Origin of the sequence: Stenotrophomonas sp. SMYL86, assembly GCF_036320025.1 — a bacterium.
Lineage (GTDB): Bacteria > Pseudomonadota > Gammaproteobacteria > Xanthomonadales > Xanthomonadaceae > Stenotrophomonas > Stenotrophomonas maltophilia_A.
Genome location: NZ_JAWIRU010000009.1, coordinates 86,131 through 112,735 on the forward strand (window position 1 = coordinate 86,131; position 26,605 = coordinate 112,735).

The window sequence follows — 26,605 nt, forward strand, 5'->3', positions numbered from 1 at the left end:
CACTAGGCGGGCCTCGGGGCACAACGGGGTGTTGGGGGTTAGGCGGCTGCGACGCGCGCCGTCACCTTGCGGTTGACACGTTCTGCGAGCGAAGCCAGCCAGTGCAGCGCCTTGGTCGTCGGGAAGATCAGGTTGCGCTTGCGGTAGGCGGGATCAGGGCGCTGCTCTAGGAAGTCAGGCCCCGGCTCGCGGTTACGCTTGATAGACGACAGGTCGAGCACATTGCGGCTCACTGCGGAGGGAGAGAGTCCGCCGAGGACGCGCTCAAGGTCCACCTGCTGAATGCCCGGCTCGTCCACAACGGCGAGTAGGGTGAGGATGCGGGTGGCGGTGATGTCCTCGTCGATCTCTTCCCGGAAGGCTGACAGTGCGGTTGTGAGAATGGCCGTCAGTTCTTTCTGCGAGAGATTCATGGTGCGCTCATTTTCCGTAAGGGGATGGTTCCCCCTTGGGAAACCATCAGGGTCTATCTTGGAGCCGCAATGTAAGGATTACAAGGCCCAAGCCAATGTTGATGGCATTCTTGCCAATTTTGTCCATCCAGAAACCACGCTGCCAAGGCGTGGGGGAGGGGTCGATTCCGATCTCATATCCAAAGGCTTTCACGAACAGGTCCAGGTACTTCTGCCCTGCGAAGGGGCCGTCCTGTCCCCTGCTCACGGCGTTGTAATGCGCCGCCACCCCCGGCTGCGCTCCACAAAAAGGTCTTACGTTTCAGTGTTTTAAGAACGGTAGTGCCAGCATCGCCGCCAGGGTCACAATGGCCCCGACCACGGATGCAAAAACAGTCCTTGCCCTACGCGGACTACCGCGCTGGCTATTGTCCGTCTCACCGTACTCATAGACTGAGAACGCCCCCCTGGTCGTCTGCGGATGCGCAGCCCGACAGCATGACGCTGCCGTCGGGCAGACTACAGGCCACAATGATGGCGCGTCCGTAGGAATCAAGTACCACGGGAGAGATTGATCCCGACTGGTGCAGTGAAGTCATGGCCGCGGGGTCTCCGTTGGGGCCGCGGGTGGGACCGGATACGACACCCGCCAGCCACAGTCCTCGGGGACGACCGAGAACTGGACGCGCTCGTTGAGTAGGCCGAGCATCGCGCGGAGAGCGCCGCGCTTCTCGTTATGGTCGAAATTGATGGTCCGAATCATTCGGGCACCTCGTAGGTCCGTTCATGCAGGACCAAAACCTCCCGCTCGAATACCAAGAACGGGCCGAACTGGTGGACGCGGAGGGCCACGTTGACGATCACCAGGGTCGAGTTTGCGGTGAAATCTGCGTTACGCATATGTAAGTCTCCTGTTATGCAAGTGCTACAAATGGAACAATGAGTGCCAAATATCGAGATTGGCCTTATGATTAGGGCTGAAGGGCGTGATCGCCACTCCCGACCCCAAGGACCGTTCGATGATTGACCCCCGCGTAGAAGTCGCCATTACGGCCCTTCACCTAGTCGTATGGGTGTGGACTAGCTCGGTGCCGGCGCATCGCACATACCTGTATTGGCGCAGGGTCTTGCGGAAGCGGCGTTAGCGGCTCCAGAAGTAGAAGCCGCTCACCTCAAACGCGTCACCGTTGAGCCGAATGTCGCGGCCATAGCTCTCGTAGTCGAAGTAGCGGGAGAGGGCGTCGGGCACGCCGTGGAGAAGCCCCGATTCGTCCACATAGTTCTCGGCAAAGTCGGCCCAGCTATCGAACTGGCCCACGTAGGCTTCGTGGAACTGCTCCACGGTCACATCGTCGAGGCCCTCGTGGTCGCAGAAGGCCGTGTAGGCAGCGCGTTCGGTGTCGTTGTGCAACTCGTCCAGCCGCTCTTGCAATGCGCACAGCTTGTCCAGGTCGGGGTGCTCGCCCCAGGTATCCCCGAACACGTCGTCGTAGTCGTGGACGGCCCACTCCTCGGCGCTGGCGACCTTGCCGCTTCCGCCACACGCCGTGCATTCCGCCCCGCCGAATACTCGGGGGACGTATGTGGTTCCAGTACCGCCGCAATCCGGGCAATCAACGGTCACGTTCGGGTGCGGCGACTCGCGCAGGATGCGGGCAATCTCATCGCGCACGTCGTCGGCGTCGCGTCCCTCCAAGTCGATCCACTCGCCGTGCAGGACGCCAGCGTTATATGAGGCAAGGCAGGCAACGTAGATTTGCATGGTGTGCTCCAGAAATGCGAAGGCCCGCACTAGGCGGGCCTCGGGATCAGGGGTGGTTATCGGTCAGTGCGCCCAATCGGGCTTGACGTTCAGCAGGTAGGCGGCGGCCACTGCGCGGGCGGTGTCCTCGTCGGCCACGTCGGCAATCCACCACCAGCGGTCCTTACCGGCCCAGCGGTAGACGCCCCAAAACTGCGCGGCCATCGGTGCGCAAGGCTCGACGCTCCCGTCGAACTCTTGGCGGGGACCGTAGGAGACCGATCGGTCGCCCAGGGTGACCAGCTTGTCACCGGCAGGTACAGCCAGCTCGTTGTCATTGCTCATTGCGACAGGCCCTTTGCGTGTTCGATGGCGCGATCCAGTGCGCCGGGGATGTTGTGAAAAATGCCGTGGCGTGTCGAGTGGGTGAGGCCGATTTTGTAGACCTCAAAATGGTTCGGCCCCTTGCGCAGCACCCATGCCTTTTCGGTCTCGAACAAGATGTCCTCCTCGCGGTAGCTCATCGCGCGGCTCCCATGCCCTCGGCGATCCATGCGCGGGCCTGCTGCTCGGCGCGGGCCACGCCATCGGCGGTCTCGTGGTTGATGCCGTTCCTCGACAGCCACCCGCCCAGCGGGTCGGCGATGTCGTAGGCCCAAACGCCGCTCCACTGCTCGCCGACCTCCTGCCAGAGGCGGTGCAGCATGCGCGCCACCTCGACAAGAAATTCGGAGTCCTCAATGCCCAGCGGCGCGGTGCTCATCGGCTCGGGCCACGTCCACCCGCTCGCCAGCTGCGCGAGGTCGATGGGGTCGAAGTCGGTATCCCTGATTGCGCGGTTGACCACGGTGGCGAACTCCTCGGCTTGCTGCGGCGTCATCGCGGTCGCCGCCAGTTGTTCGTGATAGCGCCCCGGCTGTGCCAGGAACACGTTGCGGGTTCCGTAGGTGCGCAGTTCCATCACAGCACCCCCAGCCCGCGCAGCACCGGCATCACCAGCGCGTTGGTCTCGTCGTTGTCGCTCCAGTCGCTCGCGGCGTCGTCCCCGTTCTCCCAAATCAGGAGCACAAACCCCGCCTTTGTTGCGTCCGGGCGGTAGAACCGCAGGTGATCGTGGTCGGTAGAGGCGAGGGCCTCCAACACTTCTTGCCGGTCGCGGCTGTGCCGCACCGTGGTTTCTTCGCCGTCGTAGACGCCGAGCGAGTAACCAGCGGCGAGGGCGGCATCCACCAGCGCCACGGCTATGCGCTTCGCGCTCTCGGGGGCGTAGTTGTCGAGGTTCATGGCTTTCTCCGGGCAACAAAAAAGCCGCCTTGCGGCGGCTGATGGGTTCGGGTTAAGCGCGGAGCGCGTCGCTGCACAGGGCTTCCGGGTATGACGAGTCGCGCATTGGCATGACGATCAAAGACGCGCACCTGATGCTCGGATCGGTGATGCCGCCAATACCGAACATGGCCGCCACGTCGCCGCCAGTCACCGGAATCAGTGAAGTGGCCTTGCCGCCGAATGCCTTGCAAATTACACCGGCCGCCTTCACTACGCCTTCGAGGACGGCAGGCGCGAATCCGGACAGCTTGAGTTCGTTCGGCTTGGACACCGCAGCACGCCAGTCCGGGTAGGTTCCATCAACGGCAGCAAACTCAATGGCCTGGCCTCCGCGCTCCGCCTTGAACCGGCTGGCATCGCCCACGGCGCTGAAATAGACATCGCCCTTCATCTTGGCGACCAGCTCGCACGCATTGCGCGGCACGATGATCTTGCCAATGTCCCACGGCAGGCTGGTACGCACCACAAGCATGCGGTGGCCGTCTGTAGCAACGATGATCGCACCATCGGCGTGCGACTCAATCAGCACGCCATTCAAGTAGAAGCGAACGTCATTCTTGGGGGCCACATGCAGAGCGGCGGCGATCAGGGCGGAAGGAATTTTGTTCATAGCTTTCTCCGGGCAACAAAAAAGCCGCCTTGCGGCGGCTTCGGGGGATTGGGGTAGGGCGCTGTTAGAGGAACAGCTTGGTCAGCGTGACGATGCCAGCCACAAAGGCCGTGGCGACCACCAGCGGATACCACCGGGTCTCCATCATCAGCTTGTCGCTCTCGCGGTTGATCTTGCGAATCTCAGCGGTGAGCTTGCGCACTTGCAAGTCCTCCAGTGGTCCATTGGTGCTCATGGTAGCTCCAAAAAAGACCCGCCGTCACACGTCGGCGGGGTGTGGAAAACCGGGTTGACGAAAGGGGATCAGATGACAACGGGGGATGGACAAGGCGCAACTTGGGTGCGGTTCTTGTGTGCCTGGCGCTCCCGCTCGTTGAGTCGGGCGCGGTGCTCGCGGATGCCGCGGCGGATGCAACCGGCCACGTAGTAGTCGCGGGCGGTCATATCAAACGGGATCATCGTCATGGGTTGCTCTCCAGTGAATCGGACCACCAAAACGCCCCATCACAACGGTAGGGGCGCTTTGGCGGTCAGACTCATGCTCGTAAGGCATGGAATCTGACCGTCGCCAGCTTCCGGGAGCGCCTCCAGCTCGCCTAGGAATCCCGTACAGATGGCCCCGCTCTTTCTGGCGGTGACCCGGTATCCGTGGCGGCCTTCATCGGCCCTTACACTTCCCGGCGCGGCTAGTGTTCCCAGCTCCCCGCGTTCTGCCGTGGGCGGCGCTCCTGCCTGCCCCTTTCCTACTGTCCCGACCGCACCCTGCGGCCGTTGTTCGATGGTGGGCATTATGCCCTTTTGCTCCCGATTTGTCAATCACTCCCGGTAGGGGGATGGTTGAGCCGGACGTTACCTGCGGTGCGCTTAGGGGCCTTTGGGGCTAGTCCTCAGTGCTGGCGGGATAAGCTCTAGGTGCTGTCGATCCATCGGTCGCACGTCTGTCGCCGCCTTTTCCGCTGCCGCCGTGTTGCTGGCGACGGGTATAGATTAGATCAATCCCCGCATGGCTGTCAATACCCCGATGGCAACGATTTTGGATGGTCGCAGGGAGCGCCTAGCGCGCGCGTGGGGAGCTTCTATAGGCGGGGCGGTAGGGGTGCCCGTGGCGGGCCTTGCGTGGGCCGTGGTGGCGCATTGGCTGGCCGTGGTGGGCGGCAGGTGGGCATAGGCCGGGCAGGGTGTGCCGAGGTGGTCGGCAGGTGTGCCGAGGTGGTGCCGAGGTGGGCGCGTGGCGGTCAGGGCAAAAAGACAGATAGGGACAGACAGGGGCGCGAACGTTTGAGCGCGGATGTCCGCAGGTTGCCCAGGTATCGCATGGGATTGCCTAGGCACTGGATACCTAATCCGGTGGTTCACCTTTGGAATCAGTAGGTTAGCCGAGGTGGTGACGCCGCAGGTGACGCGAAGGGGGCGCATCGTGCCTTACGCTACAGGGGGCGACCCCCTACGGGGGGTGATCGCGCCGTTCCAAGTAGTTGGATACTCCTTCGGAAATTTGCCGCAAACCTTTCGACCACCTCTGTCACTTCGAGGAGACGTTATGTACGCCCGCCGATACACGATAAGAACCGCTACCGCGATCACCGTCCTGGCCTTAGTGCTCGCAGGACTCCCTGCCGCGTACTTTCAGACCGGCGTAAGGAGCGCTGAGGAGTTGCGTTCCTGGAACGAGCAGATCATCGAGAACGACGCCTCGCCGCAGGTGTTGGTTGATGAGGCGGTGCGGACGTTTGACGCCGCGACGAATGACCTCATCAGCAACCGCAATTCCCGCAACCTGTTTCTCCAGCTCGCTTTGGGCATCCCGGCGCTCGCTTGGATTGGTGCGGGCGTGGTGCTATGGGTCATCAAGGATGGGACGGAGGTCTAGTCCGCCGCAGTGGCACCCAAGGAGGACAGAGGAACACCCCAGGAGTGCATAGGAGAACTGTAGCTCTACTTGATGGTGAATACCAATGAATAGAACTCTATAGTCCTGCTAGAGTAATACTTAGGTCTTACTATGATAGCACCCTTGTCAAGCCCTCCCAGTGCTCCGTGGTCGAATAAACTTAGCGGTTGGCATAGACATTACAACGAGCATCTATGGCATCGCTCAATACCCTCCTCATTCGCTTGGCGGCGCTGGTCACTGTCCTCTCGCTGGTCTGTGCTGGAGTGCCCGCCGCATATCAGCACGCGAAGCTTCGAGCAGCACGGGAGCTGGTCGAACGTACCCGCGAGGTCATAAACGATGACACGACCGCGTACAGCGTGGTGGCCGATGCGGTGCCAATTCTGGATTCTGCACTGACTGAGGCCGCGCAGCACGAGCACATGAGAGGCCTACTCGTGGAATTCACGATTGGCGTCCCGCTGATCGTTTGGTTTGTCGTCTTGGCTGTAATGTGGTGGTTCAAGGATGAAGAATTGGCGTGATAGCTGAACTGTTCACTTTCAGGTAGAGTCGTTTCCTGTCTTTTAACTGGCCGTCGTGTACGGTACGAACCGTTTGGGGAACGTAGGCGTGGGAGAACGCGCGATGGCTACGGATGCATACAGCCAGGGTCGGCTCGGCTCGTTGTTGGTCATGGAAGATGATCCTGACCTCTCAGGGATGTTGAAGGAAATCCTGGCGATGCAGGGTTACGAGGTCGATGTGGTCGCCTCCGCTGCCGATGCATTCGACCGCATAGAGGCGAAAGCATTTCACGCGGCGATCTTAGACATCCAGACGCAGGACGGAGCATCAATGTCCGTCGCCGATTACCTGCTGTCGCACCGAATTCCCTACATGTTCGCGTCCGGGGTGCCGAACCCGCAGCTCCCTGACGCTCACCAGTGGGCGACCTTTCTCCCGAAGCCGTACCGCATCAAAGAACTCATGAGCGCCCTTGATAGGACTCGCCAAATCGGCATTCCTGTTTAGGCGCGTCCATGCGCCAGTAGTTCAGGTCCGGCGTTTTAGGAAACGCTTTGTAACCGTGTCGTAGGTCTGCACCGGAGGACCGCTGTAGAGGTCCGTCGAGCAGGCCATGAGGACTGCTTCGGTCGCGTTGTGGCCTGCCTTCATGGCGGCCAGGGCAATCGCACCACCACTACCGGCGACGAGGAAGTCGCGCCGGAGGTCGAGAGGGAGACCGTCGTGGTAGAAGGCCACCGGGTTGTCCCGCAGGCCGACCACGAGGATCGTGTACTCGCCCTTGGTCAGTTCGTCGAATCCCTCCGACAGCTCGCGCACGGCTCGCTGGATGTGGGAAGTGGTGCCCGCGCCGAACACCACCAGGTCGCGCCCGGTGGTGTCGGTGGTGCGGTAGAACTTCTCCTCCTCGTACCGCAGATCACCAGCGGTGACCTGCGAGTCGATAGCAACGAGCCGGCCGTCAAAGGCCAGCGTGGTCACTGCTTGATGTGCTCCCGCCAGTAGCTCGGGGTGAACGCAGCCCACTCGATGTCGTTCACGTCATCCCACAGGCGCTCCGCGGCATTCCGCAGGTGCTCCCACAGGCCGCCGAGGACGACGTAGGGCAGCGCCAGGAACACGACGACGAACAGCCAGCCGGTGTAGGTGCGACGGGAGGTCTCGCGCAGGCGCTCCAGGAGCCACTGCGAGGCGAGGGCAATGCGTAGCGCTACGTACCCCTTAGCGCGCTCGTAGGCGCGCACCAGGCGCTCGCTGGCGCGGTTGTAGATGGTCTTGAAGTTCATGGGTTCCGGTTAGGTGTTGCGGATGGTTGCCAGGGCCTTCGCGTAGAGCGCGTCCCAGGTGTCACGGTGCGGCTTGCCCGGCCGCCAGTTGCGGACGTAGTAGTCCCATGCGGCCTGGGGGTTACCCAGGGCGGGCAGCGGACGCGGATCGGTGAACAGCAGCAGGCGAGCGAACGCACAGGCGAGCACGTCGTCGGAGGCGAGCGCCTCGTTGACCGCAGCGGTCGAGGGACGCTCCAGACGCGCGGAGACGAGCTGTGAGGCGCGTGCGGAGGTCGCCGGGTGACGGAGTACACCTGCGGTGCCGCCGCCCGCCTCGAACTGCCAGAAGCCGCGTGCGGGGCCTTTGATCTGCCTGCGGTGCTCGAAGCGAGATTCCTGGAGACCAATGGCGAGCAGCATGACCTTCGCTTCGGGAGTGAAGGCCACGCCGGGGAGCAGCCGGGCCGCCGCGGGGATCAGGTTGTCCCTGACCTCCACGAGGCTCGGCAGCTTTGCGTCGGTCATACCGGCGCGTAGGGGTTCGACTGGCCGCCCTGGGTGTGGCAGCAGGGAGCGTGGTTGCAGTCGCACGGCGTTACCGGCGCGGGTGCGCTCGGGCCGTCGTTGTCGTCGTCGTTCTTGCGGCGCAGGAACAGGTACAGCAGGCCAGCGGCGGCGAGCGCCATCAGCCACGCAGCGAGCGTGTTGGACATTGGGTCTCCTACAGGATGTCGAGGTAGTTGTCGGGTGACGGCATGCGGCCGGTCACGGACTGGATGAAGGAGGCGTACTCGCGGTCGAGCAGCTCCTCCAGGTAGCGCTGCTCCTCCTTGGACACGTCTCGGGAGAGCTGGTCGGCCCAATACTTCACGGCCATCGCCAGCGCTTCGAGGCGGTCGTCGTGGCGCAGTGCGCCGCGGTCGCGCGTGATGCGCGTCAGCTGGTAGCACAGCTGGTACTTCTGTTCGGACTTCTGATCGGCGCGGATGATCGAGGCATCGACCACCAGGCGGTGCTGGTTCAGCACCGGCTCCAGCACGTCGATGATTCGGTTCTCCTTCGAGGTGCCGTAGTGCTTCACCTCCTCGATGGAGCACGGGTACACGCGCGCCAGGACGCCGGAGAGCATCTTGGCGAACATGCCGTCACCGAAGTTCGCCTCAATGAGGACTGCGGAGACCTTCTCGGCGCGCGCGATGTGCGCCAGGGTCTCCAGCGTGTCGTCGTCGTAGCCGCCCTTGGTCGCACCAGCGCGGCGCGCGTAGAGCATGCCGCGAAGCATGCCGACGACCGCGTAGCCGGTTTCGTCGCCACCTCGGCCCGAGGGGTCGATGGCGAGTACCTTGCCGGTGAACTCCTCCATTTCCGAGGCGAGGTACATGGGCCGGTACAGGCGGTCGCCAGTGAAGCCCACGGACGGGATGTCGCTGACGATGTACTCCGGGCCGCTGCTGTAGACCACGCGGATCGGAGCGACCTCGCGGTCCACGTCCATCACGATCAGGTCGGACAGCTTGAGCGGGTACTTCTCGGCGTCGGACAGCGACGCATCGAGCATGAACTGGAGCATGAAGCCGGAGCGTCCGTAGGACGCCTCGCGCTCCATCAAGTCCTCATCGGAGAAGCGGACGCTCTCGCAGTTCTTCCAGGCGAGCTTGGGGTTCGCGTCGAACGCATCGGCGATCATCGGCGCGAGGCGGTCGCCGTACACCTGACGGTGCTTGGTGTCCTTCGGGTAGCGCGCAGGCCAGATGCGGATGACGTAGCCGCGCTCGGGCAGCTTGTTGTAGAGCGACTCCTCGGTCTGCGGAGTGCCGAGGTAGATGATCTCGCCGCCAGGCTTGAGCACCGCGTCGAACTCCTTGACCAGCTCGGCGAGCTTCTCGCGCTGCACGACGGTCATGGAGTTCTTTGGGACTTCGATGTCGTCCGCGATGATGGTGTCGGCGCGGGAGCCGGTGAGCTGGCCGTTGATGCCGACCGACTTCACCGAGGGCGACTGATCGGGCTGCGCGGGACCGACATCGAACGCCAGGTTCGAGTTGCGCTGGTCGGGACGCGGGCGCAGGTGTTGCAGCTCAGGCAGGGTTTCGATCAGGCGCTTGACGAACACCGAGAACGCATCGGCGCGTTCCTTCGATGCCGAGACCACCATGATCTTGTGCTGGGGGTCTTTCCAGAGGAGCCAGCAGACGTAGGCGGCCGTCACCCAGGACTTGCCGACGCCGCGGTACGCCATGATGACGCGACGGCGCGGGCCGGTTTTCAGGAACTCGCAGATGTCGTACTGGATCGGAGTGGGGCTTGGTAGCCCCAGCTCCTTCCAGACGTACCAGGCGAAGTTGCGGAAGTCCTCGAAAGGGTGACGAACGTGGAGGCTCGTCATGCCCTCCATCAGTTCAGCCGCCCATCCTCAGCGGGATCGAACGGGAACTCGGACACCTTGTCGGCCAGCTTGCCCAGCGGTGAGCCGGGCGGCGTGGCCGCAACGTCGATGCCGTTGTCCTTGAGAAACTGCCGGGCCACGTTGAGGATCGAGGCCAGGCCCTTCGCGTCCGACTCCATCGAGTCGATGGTGTCGGCGAGCTTGTCAGCGACTGCGGCGTGCAGTCGCTCCAAGGCATCCTTGGGGGCGGTCACTTGTTGACGACGCGGTTCAGTACGGTCTCCAGCGCGGACGTGCCGAGCGACGCCAGGATGCACGCGAGCGCGACCTGGGCGACGAAGGAGACGCCGGGGATGAAAATGACGATGGCACCAGCGGCAAGGCCGGTAGCGCCAGAGAGGATTGCGCGGCCGAGCGCCTGCTTCCAGGTGATCGGATCGTTCGACGTGAGCATCTTTGCGATGCCCACGATGAGGCCGACGCCCGCGAGAGCGCCGACCAGCTTCACTTCATCGTGCATTAGGTCTCTTGTAGGTGGTGGATGCGTTAGAGCGGACGACCGAAGCTGTACTCGTAGTTGCCGGTCAGGGTGATCTGCGTGACGCCATCGGTGACGACGACTGTGAACTGCCCCATGCGGGAGGTGTTCCGCCCAGAGGCGGTCACAGTGCCACCGAGGCCGCTGCCGGAGATCGACGCGCCGCCTGTGACGGAGCGGGAGACCACGGAGTAGTTGCCGGTGCCGCCCGAGCAATAAACGCTGAACGACTCGCTGACCGTGCCGTTGGTGGACTGAGGCCAGTTACCCATCAGGTAGCTCGGCGACAGCGATGCTTGGAACGGCGTCGCCTTGACCGCGTTGTAGAACTGCGAGGCGTAGATCGGGCCGCTCGTGGGGACGCCGTAGTTGGCCGGAACGTCGGGCACCAATCCACGTCCTCGGTAATACTGGTCCGCGTAGATCGGGTAGCCGCCGCCAAACTCGGCGCGGATCATTTCCCAGGAGATAGGGCCGGAGCCGGGGAGGGCCATCAGGCACCTCCCCCAAGGTCCGCGACGCGCTTACGCAGCGCCTGCACCTCAGCGATAAGGAAGGGAATAGCCTTCTCCCACTGGATCGTCTTGATGCCGTTTGCGTGCGTGGCGACCATCAACGAGTAGACCTCCTCGGCCTCCTGCGCGATGCCGCCGACCTCGTGATCCGCGCTCGGGTGGAACGTGGGATTCAGCTCGGCGATTGCCTTGGCATCCCAATCGAACTCGCGTACACGGAAGCGGTCGAAGAAGTCGGCCACCTTGGAGGCCGAGGCGTCCACGATGTTCTTCTTTAGACGCGCATCGGACGCATAGGCGACGATGTTGCCCGTGGCGACCCAATTGTTGCTGCCGTCGCGGTAGGCGCACCACGAGAAGGCGTTGCTGGCGAGGAAGCCGTGGTTGTTGTCGTTGCAATGGAGCCAGTGCGTGGTCCCGTTGTCGGAGTCGTAACAGGTGATGGTTGGCGAGTAGCTCTCCAAACGGAGGTCGCCACCGCTACCGCCTGGGCCAGCGATAAGGAATCCCTTGCCGCCGTAGGTGCGAACCCAGGTGCTGTCCTGCATCCAGATGCCGCCGCCGTGCGCTTCCGAGTACCAGCCGGTGCCGGACTGCTGGGAGCGGAACCAGCCAGCGTTGAGGTAAATCTGATCGCCGACCGTCAGGCGGCCCGCAATGTTCGCAGCACCGTTCCAGTACAGGTTGTACCAGCTGTTCGTGTTCACGCGGGTGATCGAGCAAACGTCATCGCCAGCGCCGTTCGTTCCGTGGATGTACGCGGTTCCCGCTGCACCCATGCCGGTCAACCGCAGCGGCGCGCCATAGGCCAGAGTGACCTGCCCGGTGAAGGTTGCGCCACCCAGGCTCGCCTTGCCGTCCAGTGCGGACTGGAGGCCGCTGACGTTTGCGATGGTGTGCGTGTGACCGGCGTCGGCCTTTCCTGCCGGGTTGAAGTTCGCCGAGGTCCAGACGGTGCCGCCAGCGTTGAGGGACGCGACGCCACCCGTGCCATCGCCGAATCGGAACTCCAGCGAGTTCGCAGCTGGCGGCACGTACACATAGCGATCCAGCGACCCCAGGTACATGACGCCGGACGTGGCCTCGCCGCCAAATCCCTGCACACGAATCTGCCCGGAGGCGAACGTCTTGACGCCACCGATGGACTGATCGTCGGTCACGTTGACGACGTTGGCGATCTCGGCGGCGGTATGCGTGTGGCCGATTGCCGACTTCCCGTCGAGCGCCGCTTGCAGCCCGGTTACGTTTGCGATGGTGTGCGAGTGGGACGCCGCCGCTTTGCCGTCGAGCGCGGACTGGAGGCCGGTCACGTTGGCGATGGTGTGCGTGTGCGTCGCCGCCGCCTTGCCGTCGAGCGCCGTCTGCGTCGCGGTGCTGATCGGCTTGTCGAGGTCGGCGGTATTGTCCACCTTGTCGAGGCCGACCTGCGCCTTGGTGTGCGTGTGGGTGCTCGGCGGGTAGGTCGTCGGCTTCCCGGTGACGTGGGTGTTGAAGTCCACGTCGTCGCGGGTCGCCAGCGCGCCCAGGCCGCCGATGTCGCCAGCCACGAGGGTCACGTCGCCCTGCTTACCGGCGACGCTGGTGACCTGATCGGTGTTGTCGATCTTCTCCCAGGTAGCGCCGTAGAGCGCCTGGTCGCCGACTCGCCAGTGGATGTCGCCCACAGTGCCTTCGCCGACCACCTTGTAGAAGTGACCCTTCACCGGGTTGGCCGGGAACGCACCAGTGCCGGCATCCCACGATCCCATGTAGACCAGCGAGCCAGTGACGGCAGCCTGCGCCTGGGCGGCCCAATGCTTCGCCGAGAACTCGCCCGGCGAGACCTCGGTGCCCTGCGGCGCGTTCGCGTACAGGCCAGCCTTGTCGCGGGCAGCCTCGGCAGCGGCCTTGGCCGACGATGCGGTCTGCGCCGAGATCGAGGCGGCAGACGCCGAGCCGGACGCAGCGGAGGCATGACCGGCTGCGGTGGTCGCCGAGCCAGCAGCCTCGCCAGCCTTGGTCGCCGCGGCGGACGCCTGGGCTTCCGCCCGGTTGGCCTGGGTGGTCGCCTGAGTGACCGAGGTCGCTGCGGCGGTCGCGCTGTCGGCGGCTGCGGCAGCCGATGCTGCGGCAGCGGTGGCGTCAGCTTCCGCGCGGTCGGCCGCGTCGGTCGCATAGCCCAGGATGGTCTGCGCCTGATCCCGTGACGTGGCGGCAGCAGTCGCCGCTGCTTGCGCGTCGGAACGCGCCTGACCCGCTGCGGTGGCCGACGTGCCCGCCTGGCTTGCGGAGCCAGCCGAAGCCAGCGCCGAGGTGGCCGAGGCCGTCGCCGAAGCGGCGGCGTCCACTGCGGAGCTTGCCGCCTCGGTCGCGCTGTCGGAAGCCTCGGCCGCCTTGGCAGCAGCGAAGGTCGCCGCGTCGGCGGTGGCCTGCACGTCGTCGTCGATGCTCGCGGCGGATTCCGCAGCGCGCACGGCGGATGCTTCGGCAGCGTCGGCGAAGCCAGAGGCGTCATCTGCGGACGCCTGCGCGGCGTTCGCCATGCCGGTTGCCACGGACACCAGGTCGCGCACCTGCACGACCGAGCCGGTCAGCTCGTCGGTCAGCCCGGCCACGTCCTTCTGGAGCTGCGGGAACGAGGGGAGGGTGTGGTTGTTGCCCAGGCCGTCCGTCACGACGACGGTGCCTTCCTCCTGAGTCAGCAGCGCGATCATCTGATTCTCGCGCCGGTTCCAGCGGTCTACCAGCGTCGAGAGGCGCGAGGCCAGCTCGGCGTTGGAGACGTAGCCGGGGGTAGTGCTCATGCGGTGCTTGGGTTCTCTCTGAGGGTTATCGGATGCCGAAGGCGAAGCCGCCAATCGACGTGATGAGGTAGTTCGGGTAGGCCGGGGCGTCGTAGCCGTGGACCTGCGGAGGCGGGCTGGATGCGCGGCACCGCACGCGGAATGCGCGGGCACCGCCTGTCCATGCGCCGGACGCCGAGAGCGTCACCGACTGCTCGTAGGTGTAGAAGTTGGACGCAGTGAAGGTGTTGCCGTCGCCGCCCATCTGCTGAATCAACGCGCGGTACATCGGCGGCTCGTGCGAGGCGATGACGACCCACACAGAGTCGCGCAGCTCCTCCAAGATGACGTGCAGCCCGTAGACGCGCGTGTTCGCGGTGACGGTCACCGACACGGAGGGCGTATGACCCTCGCCAGCCAGCACCGGAGCGCCGAGCCAGAACTCGTGGATCGCCACCCAATCGCCGAGCGGGATGAAGTTGTTGCCCGCCTGGTAGCAGAGGCTCGTTGCCCCGGTCCACCACACGCCGGTCGCCGACTGGAACTGCCCAACGATGTTGGGAGCATTGACGCGGCCTCGGAAGAACGCGCCGCCGTTGCGGTCCACGTAGAACACCGCGTTGTTGGCGTTCTTCGCGCCGGAGCCGACCCACAGGGGCCAGTCGCCGAGGTTGGAGATTTCCACGCGGAACTCGGCAGCGTTGACGATGTTGCCGTTGCCGTCGAGGGTGTGGGTCTTGAACGTGCCGCCGTTGATCGTGCCTGCGTTTGCCGTGAGCGCGGCCAGGGAGTTCACCCTGATCTTGTCCGCAGTGATCGTCCCGTCCACCACCAGCGCACCCTGGATGCCCACGGTGGACTGGCCGCCGACAGTGCCGATCACGAACGGATACTTGATGCTCGCCAAGGTGCCGCCCGAGGTGTACTGCGGGTGGACGAAGGCGAAGCGATCCGCGGTGACGATGAAGTCGCTGCCGGTCTGCGGGTTGGCGGAGAGGGCGATACCGGCGACCACGGGGACGCCGTTGATGGTGCCCGCGTTGATCTTGACCGAGTAGTTGGCCTGCCACTGACCGTACATGCCGGAGTGCTGCCCGGCGACCACGTTGAACTCCTGCCGGATGGTGGCGAAGTCGCCGTCCTTGAACGCCTGGACCTGCGTGGCCGCGATGGCCTGTGCCTGCTCGGCGGTGATCTTGGTGGTGTTGAGCTGCTGCACCAGCGCGCCGGTCGGAGAGGTGACATCCAGGTCGGCCTTGCGCCAGCCGGTGCCATCCCAAATCTGCGTCAGGTACGCGCCGGTCTGCACGGTCTTGACCCAAAAGGTCGGAACCTTGAAGCCGCCAGCGGGCGGGGAGGGCTGCGCGTCCGAGAAGATCGTCGGCGCGGTGCTGGTCTCCAGCGTGGATACCTGGGAAGCCAGGGCTTCGCGCGCGGACGCTTCGGTGTCGATGCGCTGCTCGAAGGCGGCCGAAACCGCCGACACCTGGCCGTCGATCTCATTGGCAATCCCCTGCGGCACGTTCGCGCCGTAGCTGGCCGCCATCTGCTGTCGGAATGCCGTGTTGGCACCCTCGGCGTCCGTCAGGGCTTCGGTGGTCTCGGCCAGGCCAGCGATGTTCTCGCCGTGGCGGACTACTGCCGTCTCAACGTCGGACACGCGGGCCTTGGTTGCGTCAACCTCGGCCATGACCGCGGTGCGGACCTGCGCCGCGCTGTCCTCGATCTCTGCGCCGAGGCGCTGCTCGGTGGCCGCACGCGCCGCTTCGGTGGTGCTCTCCACCTCGTCGATGCGCTGGTTGAGCGCTGCGGAGATCGTCTTGCCGTTCTCGACCACCTGGCCTTGCAGCTCGGTGATCGCCTCGACGCGCGCGGAGCGCTCGTCAGCGATGGCGCGATTGACCTCCAGGAATCGTGCCTGGCTACTTTGCTCGCCGTAGTCCACCCGCGCGAACAGGTCGATGATCTGCTGCGCGATGACCTTGTTGCCTTCGGTCAGCAGTCCGATCTCGTGGGTGGCCGTGCTGATCTTGTCGCCATAGTCGCGCTGCACGTCGAAGAACTCGTGCGAGCGCATGATTTCCTCCAGGATCGCCTCGGCGTTCACGTCGATAAGGTCGATGCGGGTCAGCAGGTCTTGCAGTGCTGGCGAGCGGAGGAGCTGCTCGATGATTGCGTTGAGGTCCGGGTCGCCACCGGGGTTACCGGGGCCGCCACCGGGGAGGCCGCTGCCACCACCGAACTCGGCGAGTTCCTGGTGTGCGTACAGCAGTTGGCGGAACGACTTGGACAAGTCGCGCGCCGGGAGGTTTGCGCCTTCCTTGTAGTTGACCAGGAGGGCGTCAATCGGCGTGAATCGCCGGATGGTCACAGTGTAGGGTGCGTCGAGCACGCCATCCTGCGACGGAATCTCGATGGTGCTGGCGTCCACCCACGACACGGAGACAGCGCGGGCCGCGTCCGGTTCACCGACGAACGCCCGGATGTGTTCGCGGGCGATGTACGGGAACGGCACGGTGAACCGCGTAGGGCCTCCCTCGTAGGTGTAGAGCACGAAGGAAAGGCCGCGCGATAGTTCGATCATGCGTCCTCAAAAAGGTGGAGGCCCCGAAGGGCCTCCTGGTTACGGTCGATCAGTCCCGTCCTTGCGGTCAGGGAACTGCTGTAGGGCTTGATCCGCGATGTTGCGGACGCCCGTCATGTTGTTGAACCACCAAATCTTCCAGAAGTCGCGCATCTGCTTCTCGGTGATCTCCTCATCGTCGCGGATGGCCGAACCGATCATCCGCGTGCTGCCGTAGACCTTGTTGAACAGGTCGATGGACGGGATGCCCATCACGCCGTTCTCCAGGCCGGTCGAGCGGTTGTTGGCGAACACCGGGTCGTTACCCAAGGCGTCCGCCCACACGGCGTCGGTGACCGCGGGGATCACGTTCGACCAGCTCGATTGCGCGACAGCGTTCTTGTAGAAGTTCTCCTGCGTCAGCTGCTTCTTCCGCTGTTCGGGGTTGCCCGCAGTGTTGATGTACGTGCGAGCCGCCCAGCCCATGCCTGCTGCCGAAGTGGACAGCACGACCATCGCGTAGGTGCGCCAGTCGTCGTAGTGGTGGACGGAGTTCAGGAAGTGGCGGGTGTAGCTGTTGACCATGAAGCTGCGGAACTGCGTGACGATGCGGCCGGTGGTGGAGTGCATCAGCTCGATGCTGTCCGAGGCGTCACCTTCGAGAACCTGGTGTCGCGTCACGCGGAACAGGAAGGCCGCCATGCGCTCGCGCGTCTGGAACGGCAGCTTGTCCGGGTCGATCTGCTCGATCTGCCGCTTGCCTTTGAGGTAGCCGAACACGTCGGCCTGGGCCTTCTCGTCGAGGCCCCAGGTGCGCAGGCGGGCCACTTCGGCGTCCGACAGCTTCTTGGCGTTCGCCATGTCCAGCAGCCGCAGCAGCGTGGCGCGACCGGCGATGCGTTGGAGCATCGTGTTGATCGGGGCCATGCCGGATGCGACCGAGGTGACGTGCGTCGCCATGTTCATCGCGTTGTCGATCTTCTCGCCGTGCTTGACGTTGAACGTCTGCGGCACTAGCGCATCCTCGTCCAGGCGCAGGAACGGCGGGTTGCGCAGCCAGTCGGTGCCGGGTGCGAACAGCCGCTCCATGACGCGCGCCTCCTGCGAGGACAGCTTGCCGTCAGCGCCGCGCACCAGGAAGTCGCGGGCGGCACCCACGGAGTTCCAGAAGTTGCGGAGACCGGCATGCGCGATGGTCGGGCCAAGCTCGGCGAACAGCGAGAAGCCGACCTGGTTCATCACGCGGGCGAAGTTCCAGTTGCGCAGGAACCGCGCGTAGCGTGCGCCTCGGCTGGCGGGATCGAGTTCGGTGCTGCGGCCGAAGGTGGACTTGAGGCCGATGTCGATCAGGCGCTCGATGTCCTTCACGTCGTCGCCGGACTTGCGGGCGTCGCTCTTGAGCTTCGACACGAAGCGGTCGAGCTGTGCGCGGTTCTTGATGCCAGCCTTCGACGACAGCGCCGACCAGCCGGTGATCTCGCGCATGTAGCGGGTCATCACCGAGTCCACGTCGTTGTCGAACAGGTCGGCCATCGAGACCTGCACGTCCTCGCCAGCCTCGTTGCGGATGGTGGTGGAGTAGGTCTCGTCGAGGTCGATGCGCTTCTTCGCGCGGTCGAGCTTGCCCGACTCGTAGGTCTTGCGCTCCAGCTTGGACAGTAGCTCTTGCGACCGCACGGGCGAGACGCCCGCCTCGGTCAGCATGTTGCCGATCTCCTCGACCGAATCGCTGTCCAGCGGGCGGACCAGCAGGTCCATCCCGTCGCCCTCGAAGTTCGCTTGGGCGCGCTTGAGGTAGGAGCGTGCAACCGCCCCGAGCAGCTCGTCGTCGATCTCGTCGCCTTCGTCGGTGGTGGCCTCCCAGGCGCGACGCATGGCGGGCTTGATGAGCTGCTCGATCACGTCGTCCTGGTGAAGCTGCATCTCGCCGAACAGGCGCTTGAAGCCCTTGCCACTCCAGTAGCGCGGCAGGTAGCTGCCGTTCTGCGCCACGTTGGCGAAGCCGTCGAGGTTGCTGTCCTGCGCCAGCTTGAGCGCATCGCGCATCGCCTTGGCGACGCTGCCGGCCGCCTTGGCGGCTTCCGGTGATACGTCAGGCGCACCGCGCACGGCACGGCCGACCTCCTCGTTGAACTTTGCGCGCTCGGAGAAGTTCCACCAATGGGTGCCTGTCCGTTGCTTGTAGGCGTCCCATGCGGCGTTCACTCCGCTCCGCCATTCCGTCTCCATGACGGCCAGGTGGCGCTTGGCGAACTCGCTGGTGGACTCCTGGACCGCGACGGAGCGATCGGTGTAGCCGACGCCATCGCGGAACAGCAGGCGGCCCGCCTCGCGCACCAGCGGCGACTTGGCGCTACCCATGCGGGCAGCAAGGTCGCGGCGGACGGTGGCGAAGTGGGGCGTGATGTGCGCGTTGACCAGCGCCTTGTCGGTGAACTCCTGCTCGAATGCGCTCTCGTTGCGCAGCGGGAGGACGCCTGGCGTGAGGTCGTTGGCGGCGGTGCCTGCCACGCGGGCGGCGGACAGCGAGTCGTCACCGGCCAGCCGCTTCACCACGTCAGGCTTCACCTCGCCGTCGAACAGGGCACCCCGGCGAGCGCCGAGGGCACCACCGAACGCGAACGACAGGGCGGCGCTCTGCACGCCATCCGCGAGCGTCTGCTCGGGGTCGTAGGTGGAGGTTGCGGCCGACATCAGCGCGGAGGTGCCCGCAGCCTGTAGACCGGAACGCACCGCGTTGGCGAGGCGTCCGGCCTTGGCTGCGTACCCCAGGCCGCCCGTGGCGAGATCGAGGCCGGTTGCCACCGGGTCGGTGAAGCCGAGGGCGATCTGTCCGCCCAGGCCGAACTGCGCCAGGTCGTCGTCCGCCATCTGATTCATAAAGGCCACGGATTCCAGATAGGAGAGGTGCTCGTCGGACGTGGCCCGGCCGAACAGCTCCCACTGCTCCGGGCGCAGGCCCATCGACTCCCAGCGCTTGCGCGCGTCTGCGGGAATGCGATAGCCCTGCTGCGGCTCGTAGCCCAGCTCGGTGATGAAGCGGTCGATGAAGCCGATGCCGCCCTTTGCCTGGGCAGCGCCCCATCCGTCCCATACGGTCGTCTGATCCTTCCGGCGCTCCGCGGCCTCTCGCTGCTCCTTGCGCTCGCGCACGGCTTGCACGATGGGCTGCTGGGTTGCCGGCTTGACGATGTTCTCGTCTGCGCCGGGTAGGGATTCAAACATGCGGTCTTACTTCCTCGTCAGGTACTCCAGGAAGTCCTCGGGGACTGCCGGGGTGGTGGTGGTTTGCTTGGTGCCCGCGTTGGGAACCAGCGGCTTGGTGAGGTCGAACTTGGGCAGCTCGAAGGCGGGAGCCTCGGCGGCGCTGGCGTCGCGCTTGGCGATGGCCGCAGGGACTTCCGTGGTCGCCGACTGCGAGCGCAGGTCGCGGATGTTCCGGGACTGGTCCGCCCAGGTGGTGCGCTGCTCGACCCGACGACGCGCCTGGGATTCCGCAAGGTCTCCCTTCCAGCGCTGGTGCTGTGCCGCGATGGCACGCGGGTCGAAACCGATGGCGCGGCCGGTGTCCGGGTCAGGGATCAGCCAGTTGTCGGGGCCGACGATCTGCCACTGCCCCGGATTGCGGGGATTGGGCAGGGCCGACAGCTCATCCGGGTCGCGGCCGAGCTTGCGCGCGACCGTCTGGATCAGCTCGTCTACCGCTGGCTCGGCACCCTGCGGCATGCCGATGTTTGGCACGCGGCGGCCGTTGACGGTCGTGCGCTGGGCGTCGATCTGACCGACCGCTGCACGGATGGCAGCTTCGCCGGACACTCCGCCACGCGAGGCGATGCGCTCGGCTTCCTGGCGGATGCGGTGCAGCTCACGCGGGTCACGCGGCTTGCCGTCGATCTCCAGGTAGTCCTTGATGCCGGACTTCCAGGTGTCGTTGATGACCGAGCGGGCCTCCTCGACTTCCCGCTTCGGTTGCGTCAGGACGCGAGCGGCCTCCTGGTGAGACTGACCGCTGCGCCGGGTGTCGTAGAGGTACTGGTCCAGCATTGCGGCAGCCTCGCCGCCAGCGACCGTATCGGCGTACTTGGGCGAGACCTTGCGGAGCTGTTCGTACAGCGTCGCGGCGTTCTGGAAGTTCTCCTGGAACGCCGGGTCAGCGCGCTTGAGGATGCGTTCGAGCTGGGGGATGACGATGCCCTGCCGTGCCCACTTCTGGAGCACCTGGCCGCGTGCGGCCTGCGGGGTTTCCTCCCACTCCTTACCGGCCTGCTTCTTGAGGTCGGCGTCGCTGATCTCGTAGGGATTGCCCCCGGCTACCAGCTTGCGGATGCGCTCCTCTCGGGCGCGCTCCTTCGCTTCCTGCTCCCAGCGGCGAAGCGTCTGCTCCTGCTGGTTGTTCCAGTATCGCTTGAAGGACTGGAGGTCGCCACCGCTCAGGCCGAATTTACTGGCCCAGGTGTCGATGGTCTTGTGGGTGAGCTGGCCGCGATCCGCGAGGCCCTGGAGCGTCCACTCTGCCTCGGCCATCGCCTGCTTGCGTGCCTCGTCCTCGCGGTGTGCGATCACGCGGGCACCAGCGGCAGCCGCCGCGCGCAGCTCGTCGCCGTGCTCGGTGTTCATCAAGCCGGGCTGGCCGTCGCCGCGGTCCTGCTCCAGGAACGCCAGGATCGACTGAGGATCGCGGTTGCCTGCGGCCAGCTCCTCCTTGGCGGCCTCGACGTAGAGTTCGTCCACGTCGCGCTTGTTGAGATAGGCGTACTCCTCCTGGTCCAGCATCGCGTACAGGCCGTTCATGCCCTCGGAAGTGAGGAACGTGCCGCCCTTGATGCCGTCGCGGATGATCGCGGTCAGCGACTCCTTCTGCCGGACCAGCATTTCCCGCATCGAGTCGGCCTGCCACTGCTGGCGGACCTGCTGCGCGGCGCGCATGGCGACCGGCATCAGGGCCTTGCGGACCTGCGGGTCTTGGAACTCGGGGTTCTGCGTCAGCGCAGCCATCCGCTCCTTGATGAGCGGCTCGATGTCGGTGCCGGGTTCGGCCTTGGCGATCTCTTTGGCCGCTTCGATCTGCCAGTCGCGGACGCGGATGATGCCGTCTGCCTTGAGGTAGCCGCGACGCCATGACTCCGACTGCTGGGCAACGAAGTCCTCGGCCTGCCGGGGCGTACCCTCGGCGTCCTCCTGCATACGTTGGGTCGCCGCGGCGCTGTACTGCTCGCGGCTGTTTGAGATCATCTGCGAGTTGACGGAATCCGAGACGCGCGTCAGCACCGCAGCGGCGGTGCGAGAGAGGACACCGGCACCAGCGGAGGACGCTTGGTCAGCCTGCACCGCCAGAACGGGGCGCTCGGCGAGACGCTGCGGCACCTGCGCGCGGCGGATGATCTCTTGGGGTTTCGTGCGAGCCACGGGTTACTCGTCTCCGGGAATGGAATAGCGCTTGTAGGTTTGGATGTTGCTGTAGGCATTCGCGCCTGACTGCATCACGCCGCCCAGCGCCTCGGCATTGCCGGTGCGGATACGAGCGCGTGCTTCGGAGCCGCTTTCGACGACTCCGTTCCTGCGGTTCTTCTCGATGAGGGCCACGTCACGGCCAGCCTGGGCCATGATGTCGTTCGCCAGCAGCTCGACCGAGTTGCCGGACACTGCCGCTTCTGCTGCGGAGGCGCGCATCGCGGATCGCAGTGCGCGGGCCTCCTCCATGCGCTGTTGGGTGCGCTCGGCGGCCTGGTCGTTGATCTGCTCCTGCTGACGCTCCGCGGCTTCCTCGATGGCCTTGTTGTTCTGATCCTGGCCGTACATGGTCGCCATCGCGCTGACTGCGGCGATACCGACCTGGACTGCTACGGGGTTGCACATGGGGTCTTGGTTACTCGGACGAAGGGTGTCTTGGCGAAGCCGTAGGCGGACTCGACGCCGCTCTCGCGGAAGCCAAGCCAGCCGAGCCATCGCCGCGTGGTGACGGCGTGGACATCGACGAAGTTGAAGATGGTGCCGAAGGTGGCCGACCACTCGTCGCTGATCCGCCGAGCTTCTCGGAGGAACGTGCGGCAGAACGTGGGAGCCACCAGGGCGTCGGTGCCCAGCAGCCAAACCGAGGCGATACCCTCGGCGTGCTGGCTGAAGCCGAAGATGCACACGGGGGAACCGTCGTGCATCGCGGCGAAACTGCGGTCGCTCGCGGTCACTGCAAATGCGAGCGCCTGGAGCGGGGTGTGACCATGCGAAGCCGCCACCTCCAGGATGTCCTCCTGCCGCATGTTCTCGGCGACGTGGAGGATGTCGCTGGCGGTGGGGCTTCGATAGGTCAGGGTCATACTCGGCTGCGGGAGACGAACATGCCGCGCCACTGTGCTGACTGGAACCAGCACTGGAACGGCAGGCGGTTGACGAGGTGCATGCGGACGCTGTTGGCGTCGCCCAGCACGGGGAACCGGCGAGAGCCGGAGTGGAACGTCGGGGCGCTGGTGCGGAACACCGAGTCGTTGAGGACGCGCGCGGTGTACGCACCGGAGTGCGACGCCACGTAGGTCTCGACGCGGCCATTGCCGTGCTGCTCGACCTCCAGCTCGAAGTACGCGCCATCCTTGTAGGCGACCTCGATGTCACGCACCTGCGTGCGGCCCACCAGCACGGCCTGGTTCTGCCCACCGCGAACGATGGGCTTGGTCAGGGTGAGGCGGTGCTCGTAGTCCATGCCGACGACCACGCGGCCCTCGGTGTGGTTACCGGGGAGCGCAAGGCGGGTGCGGGCGTTGTCCCAGCGCGCCTTGGTGATGTCCAGGTACGCGCCGGGGTCTTGCCAGTCGTCCGTCTTGAGGACGGTGACCGTCATGCCATCGGGCACGATGTAGGGCAGGTCGATCCAGGTCTCGTTGCCGAACTGCTGATAGGTGGGCTGCACCACCAGCATGCGGTCGAGCAGGAAGTTGTAGTCGCCCGTGGCATCCGTGTCGTGCTGGTTGAGCACCATGCGGAACTTGAGCAGCTCGCAGCCGCCGCCTGGGGCTTCCGCGACGGCGTACAGCACGTCGTTGATGGCGTGCATGTGGACGATGCGACCGACGCCGGAGATTGACCAGCGCGTCCATGCGGACTGCTGCTTCTCGTCGCCGATCCAGCGGACGAAGTAGACGTAGAGCTGCGCGTCGGTCGGCTCGTCAGGAGCGAAGAACACGCAGTCGGCACCACTTGCGCTCGCCATCGCTCGCATGCGGCCCGGCATCAGCTTGGGCACATGCGCCGTCACGTCGGCGGCGTCGCCGGTCACCGACAGGTCGTCGATGAAGTATTCGCGCACGCTGGCGTATGCGCCGCTGTCCTCGGTGAAGTACAGCGACTCGCCCATCAGCTTCGGCCGGATGTACGGCGAGCTGCTGTAGCTGTTGACCGGATCGCTCTTGACGTTCTTGGCGGCCAGGTACGGCTCGGCGGTCAGGAGGAACTGGCCGCCCGCAGCGGCAAGGAACAGGGCCGACTGGAACGGGACTGCGTGGTAGAGCGTGGTGACGCCGTTAGACCCGCTGACGCTCACGTCGATGGGGTCGGCGTCGAGCACCTGGGTCACCGAAGTGCGCCAGAGGTTGAACGGATCGGAGACCTCGGACATCAGCACGTTCTCCCCGGCCAGGAAGCCTAGGCGGTCCCGGTGCTTGAACACCTCGCGGATGCGCTGGCCGTCGATGGACGGGAACGGGTTGCTTTGCTCGTCACCCGCGAGGCGCGCGGTCCACTCCGGTCCACCGAAGGAGAACCAAAAGCCGTCCGCATGCACTGGATCGGGGATGCGCTTGAGGATGTGCGGCATCGTCTTGGCATCGAAGCGGTGCTTGATGCCCGGCCGGGCGACCTCCAGGTAGACCGAGGAGGACTGCTTCTGGACGTAGTAGTCGTCGAATTGCGATTCGGACGAGCCGATGATGTTGTAGATCGCGCCGGTCGGCACAACGGCCGAGCCTTTGTCGCCGGGCTTCGGCAGGTCGGACATCGTTTGCGCCGATCCGTACAGCGAACCGGGCGACAGCTCATCGCTCTGCTTCACGTCTACCAGCCGGTTGACGATGAAGGTGGTGTCGGAGAACGTCGCCAGCGCGAAGCACGACCACGCACGCTGTCCCTGGGTGTCCAGGTAGTTGAGCGCGTCGCCCGTGGCGTTGACGGTGTATTCCTTGCCGGTCTCGTGGTCGAACACGCGGATGCTGCGGTGACCCACGGCGACGATGTAGCGCTCGTTCTCATCGCGGACGATGGAGTGGAAGGCACAGTCGTGATCGAGGGTGACGCCAAGGCCAGCAACGAACTCGGCGGGCGGGCGCTTGCCAGCGCCCATTGCGGCATGCAGCCAGGCGTTGATCGCCTTGGTGAGCTGGTTCGGCGAGCGGACGGTATCGTCCTGCTGCGACTCGCCTCCCAGGAACGAGGGATAGTCCCCCGTGATTAGCGGCATCAGCGGTCCCAAATATCAGACACGTCCGTCGAGCCACTGAGGAAGTTGTGGCCGCGGGCGTAGGTGAAGTCGGCGTGCTCCTGCGCGAAGATGAGGTATGCCTCCTCCTCGTGCTTCTCGGTGAACACGTAGAGCTGGTCGCTACCCAGCACGCTCGTCTGGAACAGACGCGCAGCGCGCACGGCGATGTAGCGGCGGGCCGACTCGGGCAGCTCCTCGTAGGCGAGGAACCAGGTCACGAAGTCGGCGGTGGGGGCCGACGAGAACGTGTCGGCGAGGGTGAGCGGGTTGATGAGGCGCGTGCCTCGGATCACCAGCGGCTCGCTTCCGCGTGCGGGGACGAGCTTGAGGATCGACTGCGGCGGCAGCACCTTGCCTTCCGCGTTGAGCGTGAAGGTGAACGACTCGCTGGTGTTGAACCACCAGCCAGCGGTTTGGACCTCGCGGCTCACCGCGCGGAGGGTGTCGCGCGCCTGCGAGGCGTACAGGTTGCCGAGCGCTTCGAGGTCGCTGATCGGCGCTTCGCCGATAGCACCGAGCAGCACATTGACGGCTTCGAGTTCCGTGGTCGGAGTGAGTTCGAGGTTCATGGATTCGGGGCAAAAAAACGGGGGACACCCATGTGGATGTCCCCCGTAGATGGAGAGAGATTGAAGCGCCGCGGGATTTGCCCAACGGCGCGGTATTGCTTACGGGGCCTTCGACAGCTCGATGGCACCGCGCGGAGCCAGGATGCCGTGACCCAGCGCGTACTTCGCCAGCATCAGGGTGCCCTGCTTCTCGCCCTGGTACACGTCCTCCAGGGACAGGTCCAGCAGCTTGAGGGTGCCGACCGCCGAGCGGTGGAAGATCACGCCCACGGTGTCCGCGAAGTTGCCGCGGTACTTGGCCGGGATCGAGGCCAGGGCCGACTCATCGACACGCGGCATCGCGTTGATCTTCACCAGCGGGATGCGGGCGACCGAGGAAATGATCGCCTGGCCGTAGGAGCCGTTCGATTCCGCGTTGATGTCGCGGTCGATCAAGTCCTTGTTCTCGGTCAGCAGATACCACTGAGCCGGGGCCAGTGCGCCAGTGAACTCCTGCGGGTTGTCCGGCAGCAGCTTCTCGTCGAACAGCATGCGGGCGTTGCGGAACGCATCGGCCAGCACGGTCGGATCGGAGGCCATCGTGGCGGCCTTGATGATGGCACCACCCGGCTGGCCTTCGACCTTGCCTTCGGTGGTACGAGCGGCCAGGATCGCGCAGCGCAGCTCGTTCTGCATGCGCTTGAGCGCCAGCTCCGCACCCTGCTGACGGGTGTACTCGGAACGCACGTCGTAGTGGTTCATCGCCTCGTCGATGTTGGCGATGAAGGCGTGCGAGATCAGCATCGGATCGAGGGTGATGATGGTCTCGTTGTGCTCGACCACCAGGCCCTTGATCTCGGTGCCCGGCACATGGTACTCGGAGCCGATGGTGCCGACGTTCGGGAACGAGGCGGACTTGCCGCTCTCGATGTTGCGCACCGACACGCGGCCGTCCAGCTTGTAGTTCTCGACGAAGCTGGTGATGGTTTCAGCAGTGTAGTTCTGCTTGAACAGCGCCCAGGCGTCGCCGTTGGCCTGGGCTTGACCCAGGCGGGAGGGGATTGCGTCCGACATTTAGTCCTTGCTTGAGG

General features: G+C 65.0%; 30 protein-coding genes. 3 read left to right on the plus strand and 27 right to left on the minus strand.

What is annotated here, in order from left to right; genetic code table 11:
- Positions 1-38 precede the first annotated feature (38 nt).
- The 10 genes from V3B64_RS11755 to V3B64_RS11800 form a co-directional block, all read right to left on the minus strand.
- A complete protein-coding gene (locus tag V3B64_RS11755; RefSeq protein WP_005412378.1) occupies positions 39-413 on the minus strand; it encodes a hypothetical protein in 375 nt (124 codons plus the stop codon).
- 738 nt (positions 414-1,151) lie between these two features.
- A complete protein-coding gene (locus V3B64_RS11760) occupies positions 1,152-1,292 on the minus strand; it encodes a hypothetical protein (RefSeq protein ID WP_005412379.1) in 141 nt (46 codons plus the stop codon).
- A 241-nt stretch (positions 1,293-1,533) separates the two neighbouring features.
- Entirely contained in the window at positions 1,534-2,154 is a 621-nt protein-coding gene (locus tag V3B64_RS11765; RefSeq protein ID WP_032961789.1) for an antirestriction protein ArdA, read from the minus strand.
- A gap of 63 nt (positions 2,155-2,217) precedes the next feature.
- Positions 2,218-2,478, minus strand: a complete 261-nt coding sequence (locus V3B64_RS11770) for a hypothetical protein (RefSeq protein WP_032961791.1) — start codon at positions 2,476-2,478, stop codon at positions 2,218-2,220.
- Positions 2,475-2,657 (minus strand): hypothetical protein, encoded by a 183-nt coding sequence (locus V3B64_RS11775; RefSeq protein WP_032961794.1) that lies wholly within the window; start codon positions 2,655-2,657, stop codon positions 2,475-2,477. Before V3B64_RS11775 ends, V3B64_RS11770 begins: the two co-directional genes overlap by 4 nt.
- Complete coding sequence (locus V3B64_RS11780) at positions 2,654-3,094, minus strand: hypothetical protein (protein ID WP_005412383.1); 441 nt, start codon at positions 3,092-3,094, stop codon at positions 2,654-2,656. The genes V3B64_RS11775 and V3B64_RS11780 overlap by 4 nt, the downstream gene beginning before the upstream one ends.
- Complete coding sequence (locus V3B64_RS11785; protein WP_005412384.1) at positions 3,094-3,417, minus strand: hypothetical protein; 324 nt, start codon at positions 3,415-3,417, stop codon at positions 3,094-3,096. The genes V3B64_RS11780 and V3B64_RS11785 overlap by 1 nt, the downstream gene beginning before the upstream one ends.
- A gap of 52 nt (positions 3,418-3,469) precedes the next feature.
- Entirely contained in the window at positions 3,470-4,069 is a 600-nt protein-coding gene (locus V3B64_RS11790) for a hypothetical protein (RefSeq protein WP_005412385.1), read from the minus strand.
- A gap of 64 nt (positions 4,070-4,133) precedes the next feature.
- Complete coding sequence (locus tag V3B64_RS11795) at positions 4,134-4,304, minus strand: hypothetical protein (protein WP_004154558.1); 171 nt, start codon at positions 4,302-4,304, stop codon at positions 4,134-4,136.
- A 68-nt stretch (positions 4,305-4,372) separates the two neighbouring features.
- Complete coding sequence (locus V3B64_RS11800) at positions 4,373-4,534, minus strand: hypothetical protein (protein WP_154267699.1); 162 nt, start codon at positions 4,532-4,534, stop codon at positions 4,373-4,375.
- 1,075 nt (positions 4,535-5,609) lie between these two features.
- Between V3B64_RS11800 and V3B64_RS11805 the strand changes: the two genes are divergently transcribed.
- From V3B64_RS11805 to V3B64_RS11815, 3 genes are all read left to right on the plus strand, one after another.
- On the plus strand, positions 5,610-5,939 hold the full coding sequence (locus V3B64_RS11805; protein ID WP_032961796.1) for a hypothetical protein: 330 nt from the start codon (positions 5,610-5,612) through the stop codon (positions 5,937-5,939).
- 215 nt (positions 5,940-6,154) lie between these two features.
- Positions 6,155-6,487 carry a hypothetical protein gene (locus tag V3B64_RS11810; RefSeq protein WP_032961798.1) on the plus strand — a complete coding sequence of 111 codons (333 nt, stop codon included), beginning with the start codon at positions 6,155-6,157 and terminating at the stop codon, positions 6,485-6,487.
- 151 nt (positions 6,488-6,638) lie between these two features.
- A complete protein-coding gene (locus V3B64_RS11815; RefSeq protein ID WP_157173538.1) occupies positions 6,639-6,977 on the plus strand; it encodes a response regulator in 339 nt (112 codons plus the stop codon).
- 21 nt (positions 6,978-6,998) lie between these two features.
- On the opposite strand, the gene V3B64_RS11820 is transcribed toward V3B64_RS11815, so the two are convergent.
- The 17 genes from V3B64_RS11820 to V3B64_RS11900 form a co-directional block, all read right to left on the minus strand.
- The gene (locus V3B64_RS11820; protein WP_005412387.1) at positions 6,999-7,451 is read right to left on the minus strand and encodes a hypothetical protein; all 453 of its coding nucleotides are present in this window, start codon (positions 7,449-7,451) and stop codon (positions 6,999-7,001) included.
- Entirely contained in the window at positions 7,448-7,756 is a 309-nt protein-coding gene (locus V3B64_RS11825) for a hypothetical protein (protein WP_005412388.1), read from the minus strand. The genes V3B64_RS11820 and V3B64_RS11825 overlap by 4 nt, the downstream gene beginning before the upstream one ends.
- 9 nt (positions 7,757-7,765) lie before the next feature.
- Entirely contained in the window at positions 7,766-8,263 is a 498-nt protein-coding gene (locus V3B64_RS11830) for a hypothetical protein (protein ID WP_065426719.1), read from the minus strand.
- Complete coding sequence (locus V3B64_RS11835) at positions 8,260-8,451, minus strand: LPXTG cell wall anchor domain-containing protein (RefSeq protein WP_005412390.1); 192 nt, start codon at positions 8,449-8,451, stop codon at positions 8,260-8,262. Before V3B64_RS11835 ends, V3B64_RS11830 begins: the two co-directional genes overlap by 4 nt.
- 8 nt (positions 8,452-8,459) lie before the next feature.
- The gene (gene terL / locus V3B64_RS11840; RefSeq protein WP_032961836.1) at positions 8,460-10,124 is read right to left on the minus strand and encodes a phage terminase large subunit; all 1,665 of its coding nucleotides are present in this window, start codon (positions 10,122-10,124) and stop codon (positions 8,460-8,462) included.
- Positions 10,125-10,132: 8 nt separating this feature from the next.
- A complete protein-coding gene (locus V3B64_RS11845) occupies positions 10,133-10,357 on the minus strand; it encodes a hypothetical protein (RefSeq protein WP_005412392.1) in 225 nt (74 codons plus the stop codon).
- A 17-nt stretch (positions 10,358-10,374) separates the two neighbouring features.
- Positions 10,375-10,644, minus strand: coding sequence for a hypothetical protein (locus V3B64_RS11850; protein WP_005412393.1), 270 nt, complete (start codon positions 10,642-10,644; stop codon positions 10,375-10,377).
- A 26-nt stretch (positions 10,645-10,670) separates the two neighbouring features.
- The gene (locus V3B64_RS11855) at positions 10,671-11,156 is read right to left on the minus strand and encodes a hypothetical protein (protein ID WP_126411773.1); all 486 of its coding nucleotides are present in this window, start codon (positions 11,154-11,156) and stop codon (positions 10,671-10,673) included.
- Positions 11,156-13,960 (minus strand): tail fiber domain-containing protein, encoded by a 2,805-nt coding sequence (locus V3B64_RS11860; RefSeq protein WP_005412395.1) that lies wholly within the window; start codon positions 13,958-13,960, stop codon positions 11,156-11,158. Before V3B64_RS11860 ends, V3B64_RS11855 begins: the two co-directional genes overlap by 1 nt.
- Before the next feature lie 25 nt (positions 13,961-13,985).
- Positions 13,986-16,523, minus strand: a complete 2,538-nt coding sequence (locus V3B64_RS11865; RefSeq protein WP_005412396.1) for a phage tail fiber protein — start codon at positions 16,521-16,523, stop codon at positions 13,986-13,988.
- A gap of 39 nt (positions 16,524-16,562) precedes the next feature.
- On the minus strand, positions 16,563-19,664 hold the full coding sequence (locus tag V3B64_RS11870) for a hypothetical protein (protein WP_234500153.1): 3,102 nt from the start codon (positions 19,662-19,664) through the stop codon (positions 16,563-16,565).
- A gap of 69 nt (positions 19,665-19,733) precedes the next feature.
- Positions 19,734-21,908 (minus strand): hypothetical protein, encoded by a 2,175-nt coding sequence (locus V3B64_RS11875; protein ID WP_032961810.1) that lies wholly within the window; start codon positions 21,906-21,908, stop codon positions 19,734-19,736.
- A 3-nt stretch (positions 21,909-21,911) separates the two neighbouring features.
- Positions 21,912-22,310 carry a hypothetical protein gene (locus tag V3B64_RS11880; RefSeq protein ID WP_032961812.1) on the minus strand — a complete coding sequence of 133 codons (399 nt, stop codon included), beginning with the start codon at positions 22,308-22,310 and terminating at the stop codon, positions 21,912-21,914.
- Between the two features lie 32 nt (positions 22,311-22,342).
- Positions 22,343-22,816 carry a hypothetical protein gene (locus V3B64_RS11885; RefSeq protein ID WP_005412400.1) on the minus strand — a complete coding sequence of 158 codons (474 nt, stop codon included), beginning with the start codon at positions 22,814-22,816 and terminating at the stop codon, positions 22,343-22,345.
- Positions 22,813-24,945: a hypothetical protein gene (locus tag V3B64_RS11890; RefSeq protein WP_005412401.1), complete on the minus strand. Its 2,133-nt coding sequence runs from the start codon at positions 24,943-24,945 to the stop codon at positions 22,813-22,815. Before V3B64_RS11890 ends, V3B64_RS11885 begins: the two co-directional genes overlap by 4 nt.
- A complete protein-coding gene (locus V3B64_RS11895) occupies positions 24,945-25,535 on the minus strand; it encodes a hypothetical protein (RefSeq protein WP_005412402.1) in 591 nt (196 codons plus the stop codon). Before V3B64_RS11895 ends, V3B64_RS11890 begins: the two co-directional genes overlap by 1 nt.
- A 99-nt stretch (positions 25,536-25,634) precedes the next feature.
- Complete coding sequence (locus V3B64_RS11900) at positions 25,635-26,588, minus strand: phage capsid protein (protein WP_005412403.1); 954 nt, start codon at positions 26,586-26,588, stop codon at positions 25,635-25,637.
- Between the last annotated feature and the right edge of the window lie 17 nt (positions 26,589-26,605).

Bases quoted from the DNA above. Each gene is read 5' to 3' on its own strand.
- V3B64_RS11860 (WP_005412395.1), bottom strand. From the start codon at position 13,960: ATGAGCACTACCCCCGGCTACGTCTCCAACGCCGAGCTGGCCTCGCGC.
- V3B64_RS11805 (WP_032961796.1), top strand. From the start codon at position 5,610: ATGTACGCCCGCCGATACACGATAAGAACCGCTACCGCGATCACCGTC.
- V3B64_RS11785 (WP_005412384.1), bottom strand. From the start codon at position 3,417: ATGAACCTCGACAACTACGCCCCCGAGAGCGCGAAGCGCATAGCCGTG.
- V3B64_RS11900 (WP_005412403.1), bottom strand. From the start codon at position 26,588: ATGTCGGACGCAATCCCCTCCCGCCTGGGTCAAGCCCAGGCCAACGGC.
- V3B64_RS11895 (WP_005412402.1), bottom strand. From the start codon at position 25,535: ATGAACCTCGAACTCACTCCGACCACGGAACTCGAAGCCGTCAATGTG.
- V3B64_RS11780 (WP_005412383.1), bottom strand. From the start codon at position 3,094: ATGGAACTGCGCACCTACGGAACCCGCAACGTGTTCCTGGCACAGCCG.
- V3B64_RS11815 (WP_157173538.1), top strand. From the start codon at position 6,639: ATGGAAGATGATCCTGACCTCTCAGGGATGTTGAAGGAAATCCTGGCG.
- V3B64_RS11810 (WP_032961798.1), top strand. From the start codon at position 6,155: ATGGCATCGCTCAATACCCTCCTCATTCGCTTGGCGGCGCTGGTCACT.
- V3B64_RS11885 (WP_005412400.1), bottom strand. From the start codon at position 22,816: ATGACCCTGACCTATCGAAGCCCCACCGCCAGCGACATCCTCCACGTC.
- V3B64_RS11890 (WP_005412401.1), bottom strand. From the start codon at position 24,945: ATGCCGCTAATCACGGGGGACTATCCCTCGTTCCTGGGAGGCGAGTCG.
- V3B64_RS11795 (WP_004154558.1), bottom strand. From the start codon at position 4,304: ATGAGCACCAATGGACCACTGGAGGACTTGCAAGTGCGCAAGCTCACC.
- V3B64_RS11825 (WP_005412388.1), bottom strand. From the start codon at position 7,756: ATGAACTTCAAGACCATCTACAACCGCGCCAGCGAGCGCCTGGTGCGC.
- V3B64_RS11775 (WP_032961794.1), bottom strand. From the start codon at position 2,657: ATGAGCTACCGCGAGGAGGACATCTTGTTCGAGACCGAAAAGGCATGG.
- V3B64_RS11830 (WP_065426719.1), bottom strand. From the start codon at position 8,263: ATGACCGACGCAAAGCTGCCGAGCCTCGTGGAGGTCAGGGACAACCTG.
- V3B64_RS11765 (WP_032961789.1), bottom strand. From the start codon at position 2,154: ATGCAAATCTACGTTGCCTGCCTTGCCTCATATAACGCTGGCGTCCTG.
- V3B64_RS11880 (WP_032961812.1), bottom strand. From the start codon at position 22,310: ATGGCGACCATGTACGGCCAGGATCAGAACAACAAGGCCATCGAGGAA.
- V3B64_RS11770 (WP_032961791.1), bottom strand. From the start codon at position 2,478: ATGAGCAATGACAACGAGCTGGCTGTACCTGCCGGTGACAAGCTGGTC.
- V3B64_RS11835 (WP_005412390.1), bottom strand. From the start codon at position 8,451: ATGTCCAACACGCTCGCTGCGTGGCTGATGGCGCTCGCCGCCGCTGGC.
- V3B64_RS11865 (WP_005412396.1), bottom strand. From the start codon at position 16,523: ATGATCGAACTATCGCGCGGCCTTTCCTTCGTGCTCTACACCTACGAG.
- V3B64_RS11850 (WP_005412393.1), bottom strand. From the start codon at position 10,644: ATGCACGATGAAGTGAAGCTGGTCGGCGCTCTCGCGGGCGTCGGCCTC.
- V3B64_RS11760 (WP_005412379.1), bottom strand. From the start codon at position 1,292: ATGCGTAACGCAGATTTCACCGCAAACTCGACCCTGGTGATCGTCAAC.
- V3B64_RS11800 (WP_154267699.1), bottom strand. From the start codon at position 4,534: ATGACGATGATCCCGTTTGATATGACCGCCCGCGACTACTACGTGGCC.
- V3B64_RS11755 (WP_005412378.1), bottom strand. From the start codon at position 413: ATGAATCTCTCGCAGAAAGAACTGACGGCCATTCTCACAACCGCACTG.
- terL (WP_032961836.1), bottom strand. From the start codon at position 10,124: ATGACGAGCCTCCACGTTCGTCACCCTTTCGAGGACTTCCGCAACTTC.
- V3B64_RS11855 (WP_126411773.1), bottom strand. From the start codon at position 11,156: ATGGCCCTCCCCGGCTCCGGCCCTATCTCCTGGGAAATGATCCGCGCC.
- V3B64_RS11790 (WP_005412385.1), bottom strand. From the start codon at position 4,069: ATGAACAAAATTCCTTCCGCCCTGATCGCCGCCGCTCTGCATGTGGCC.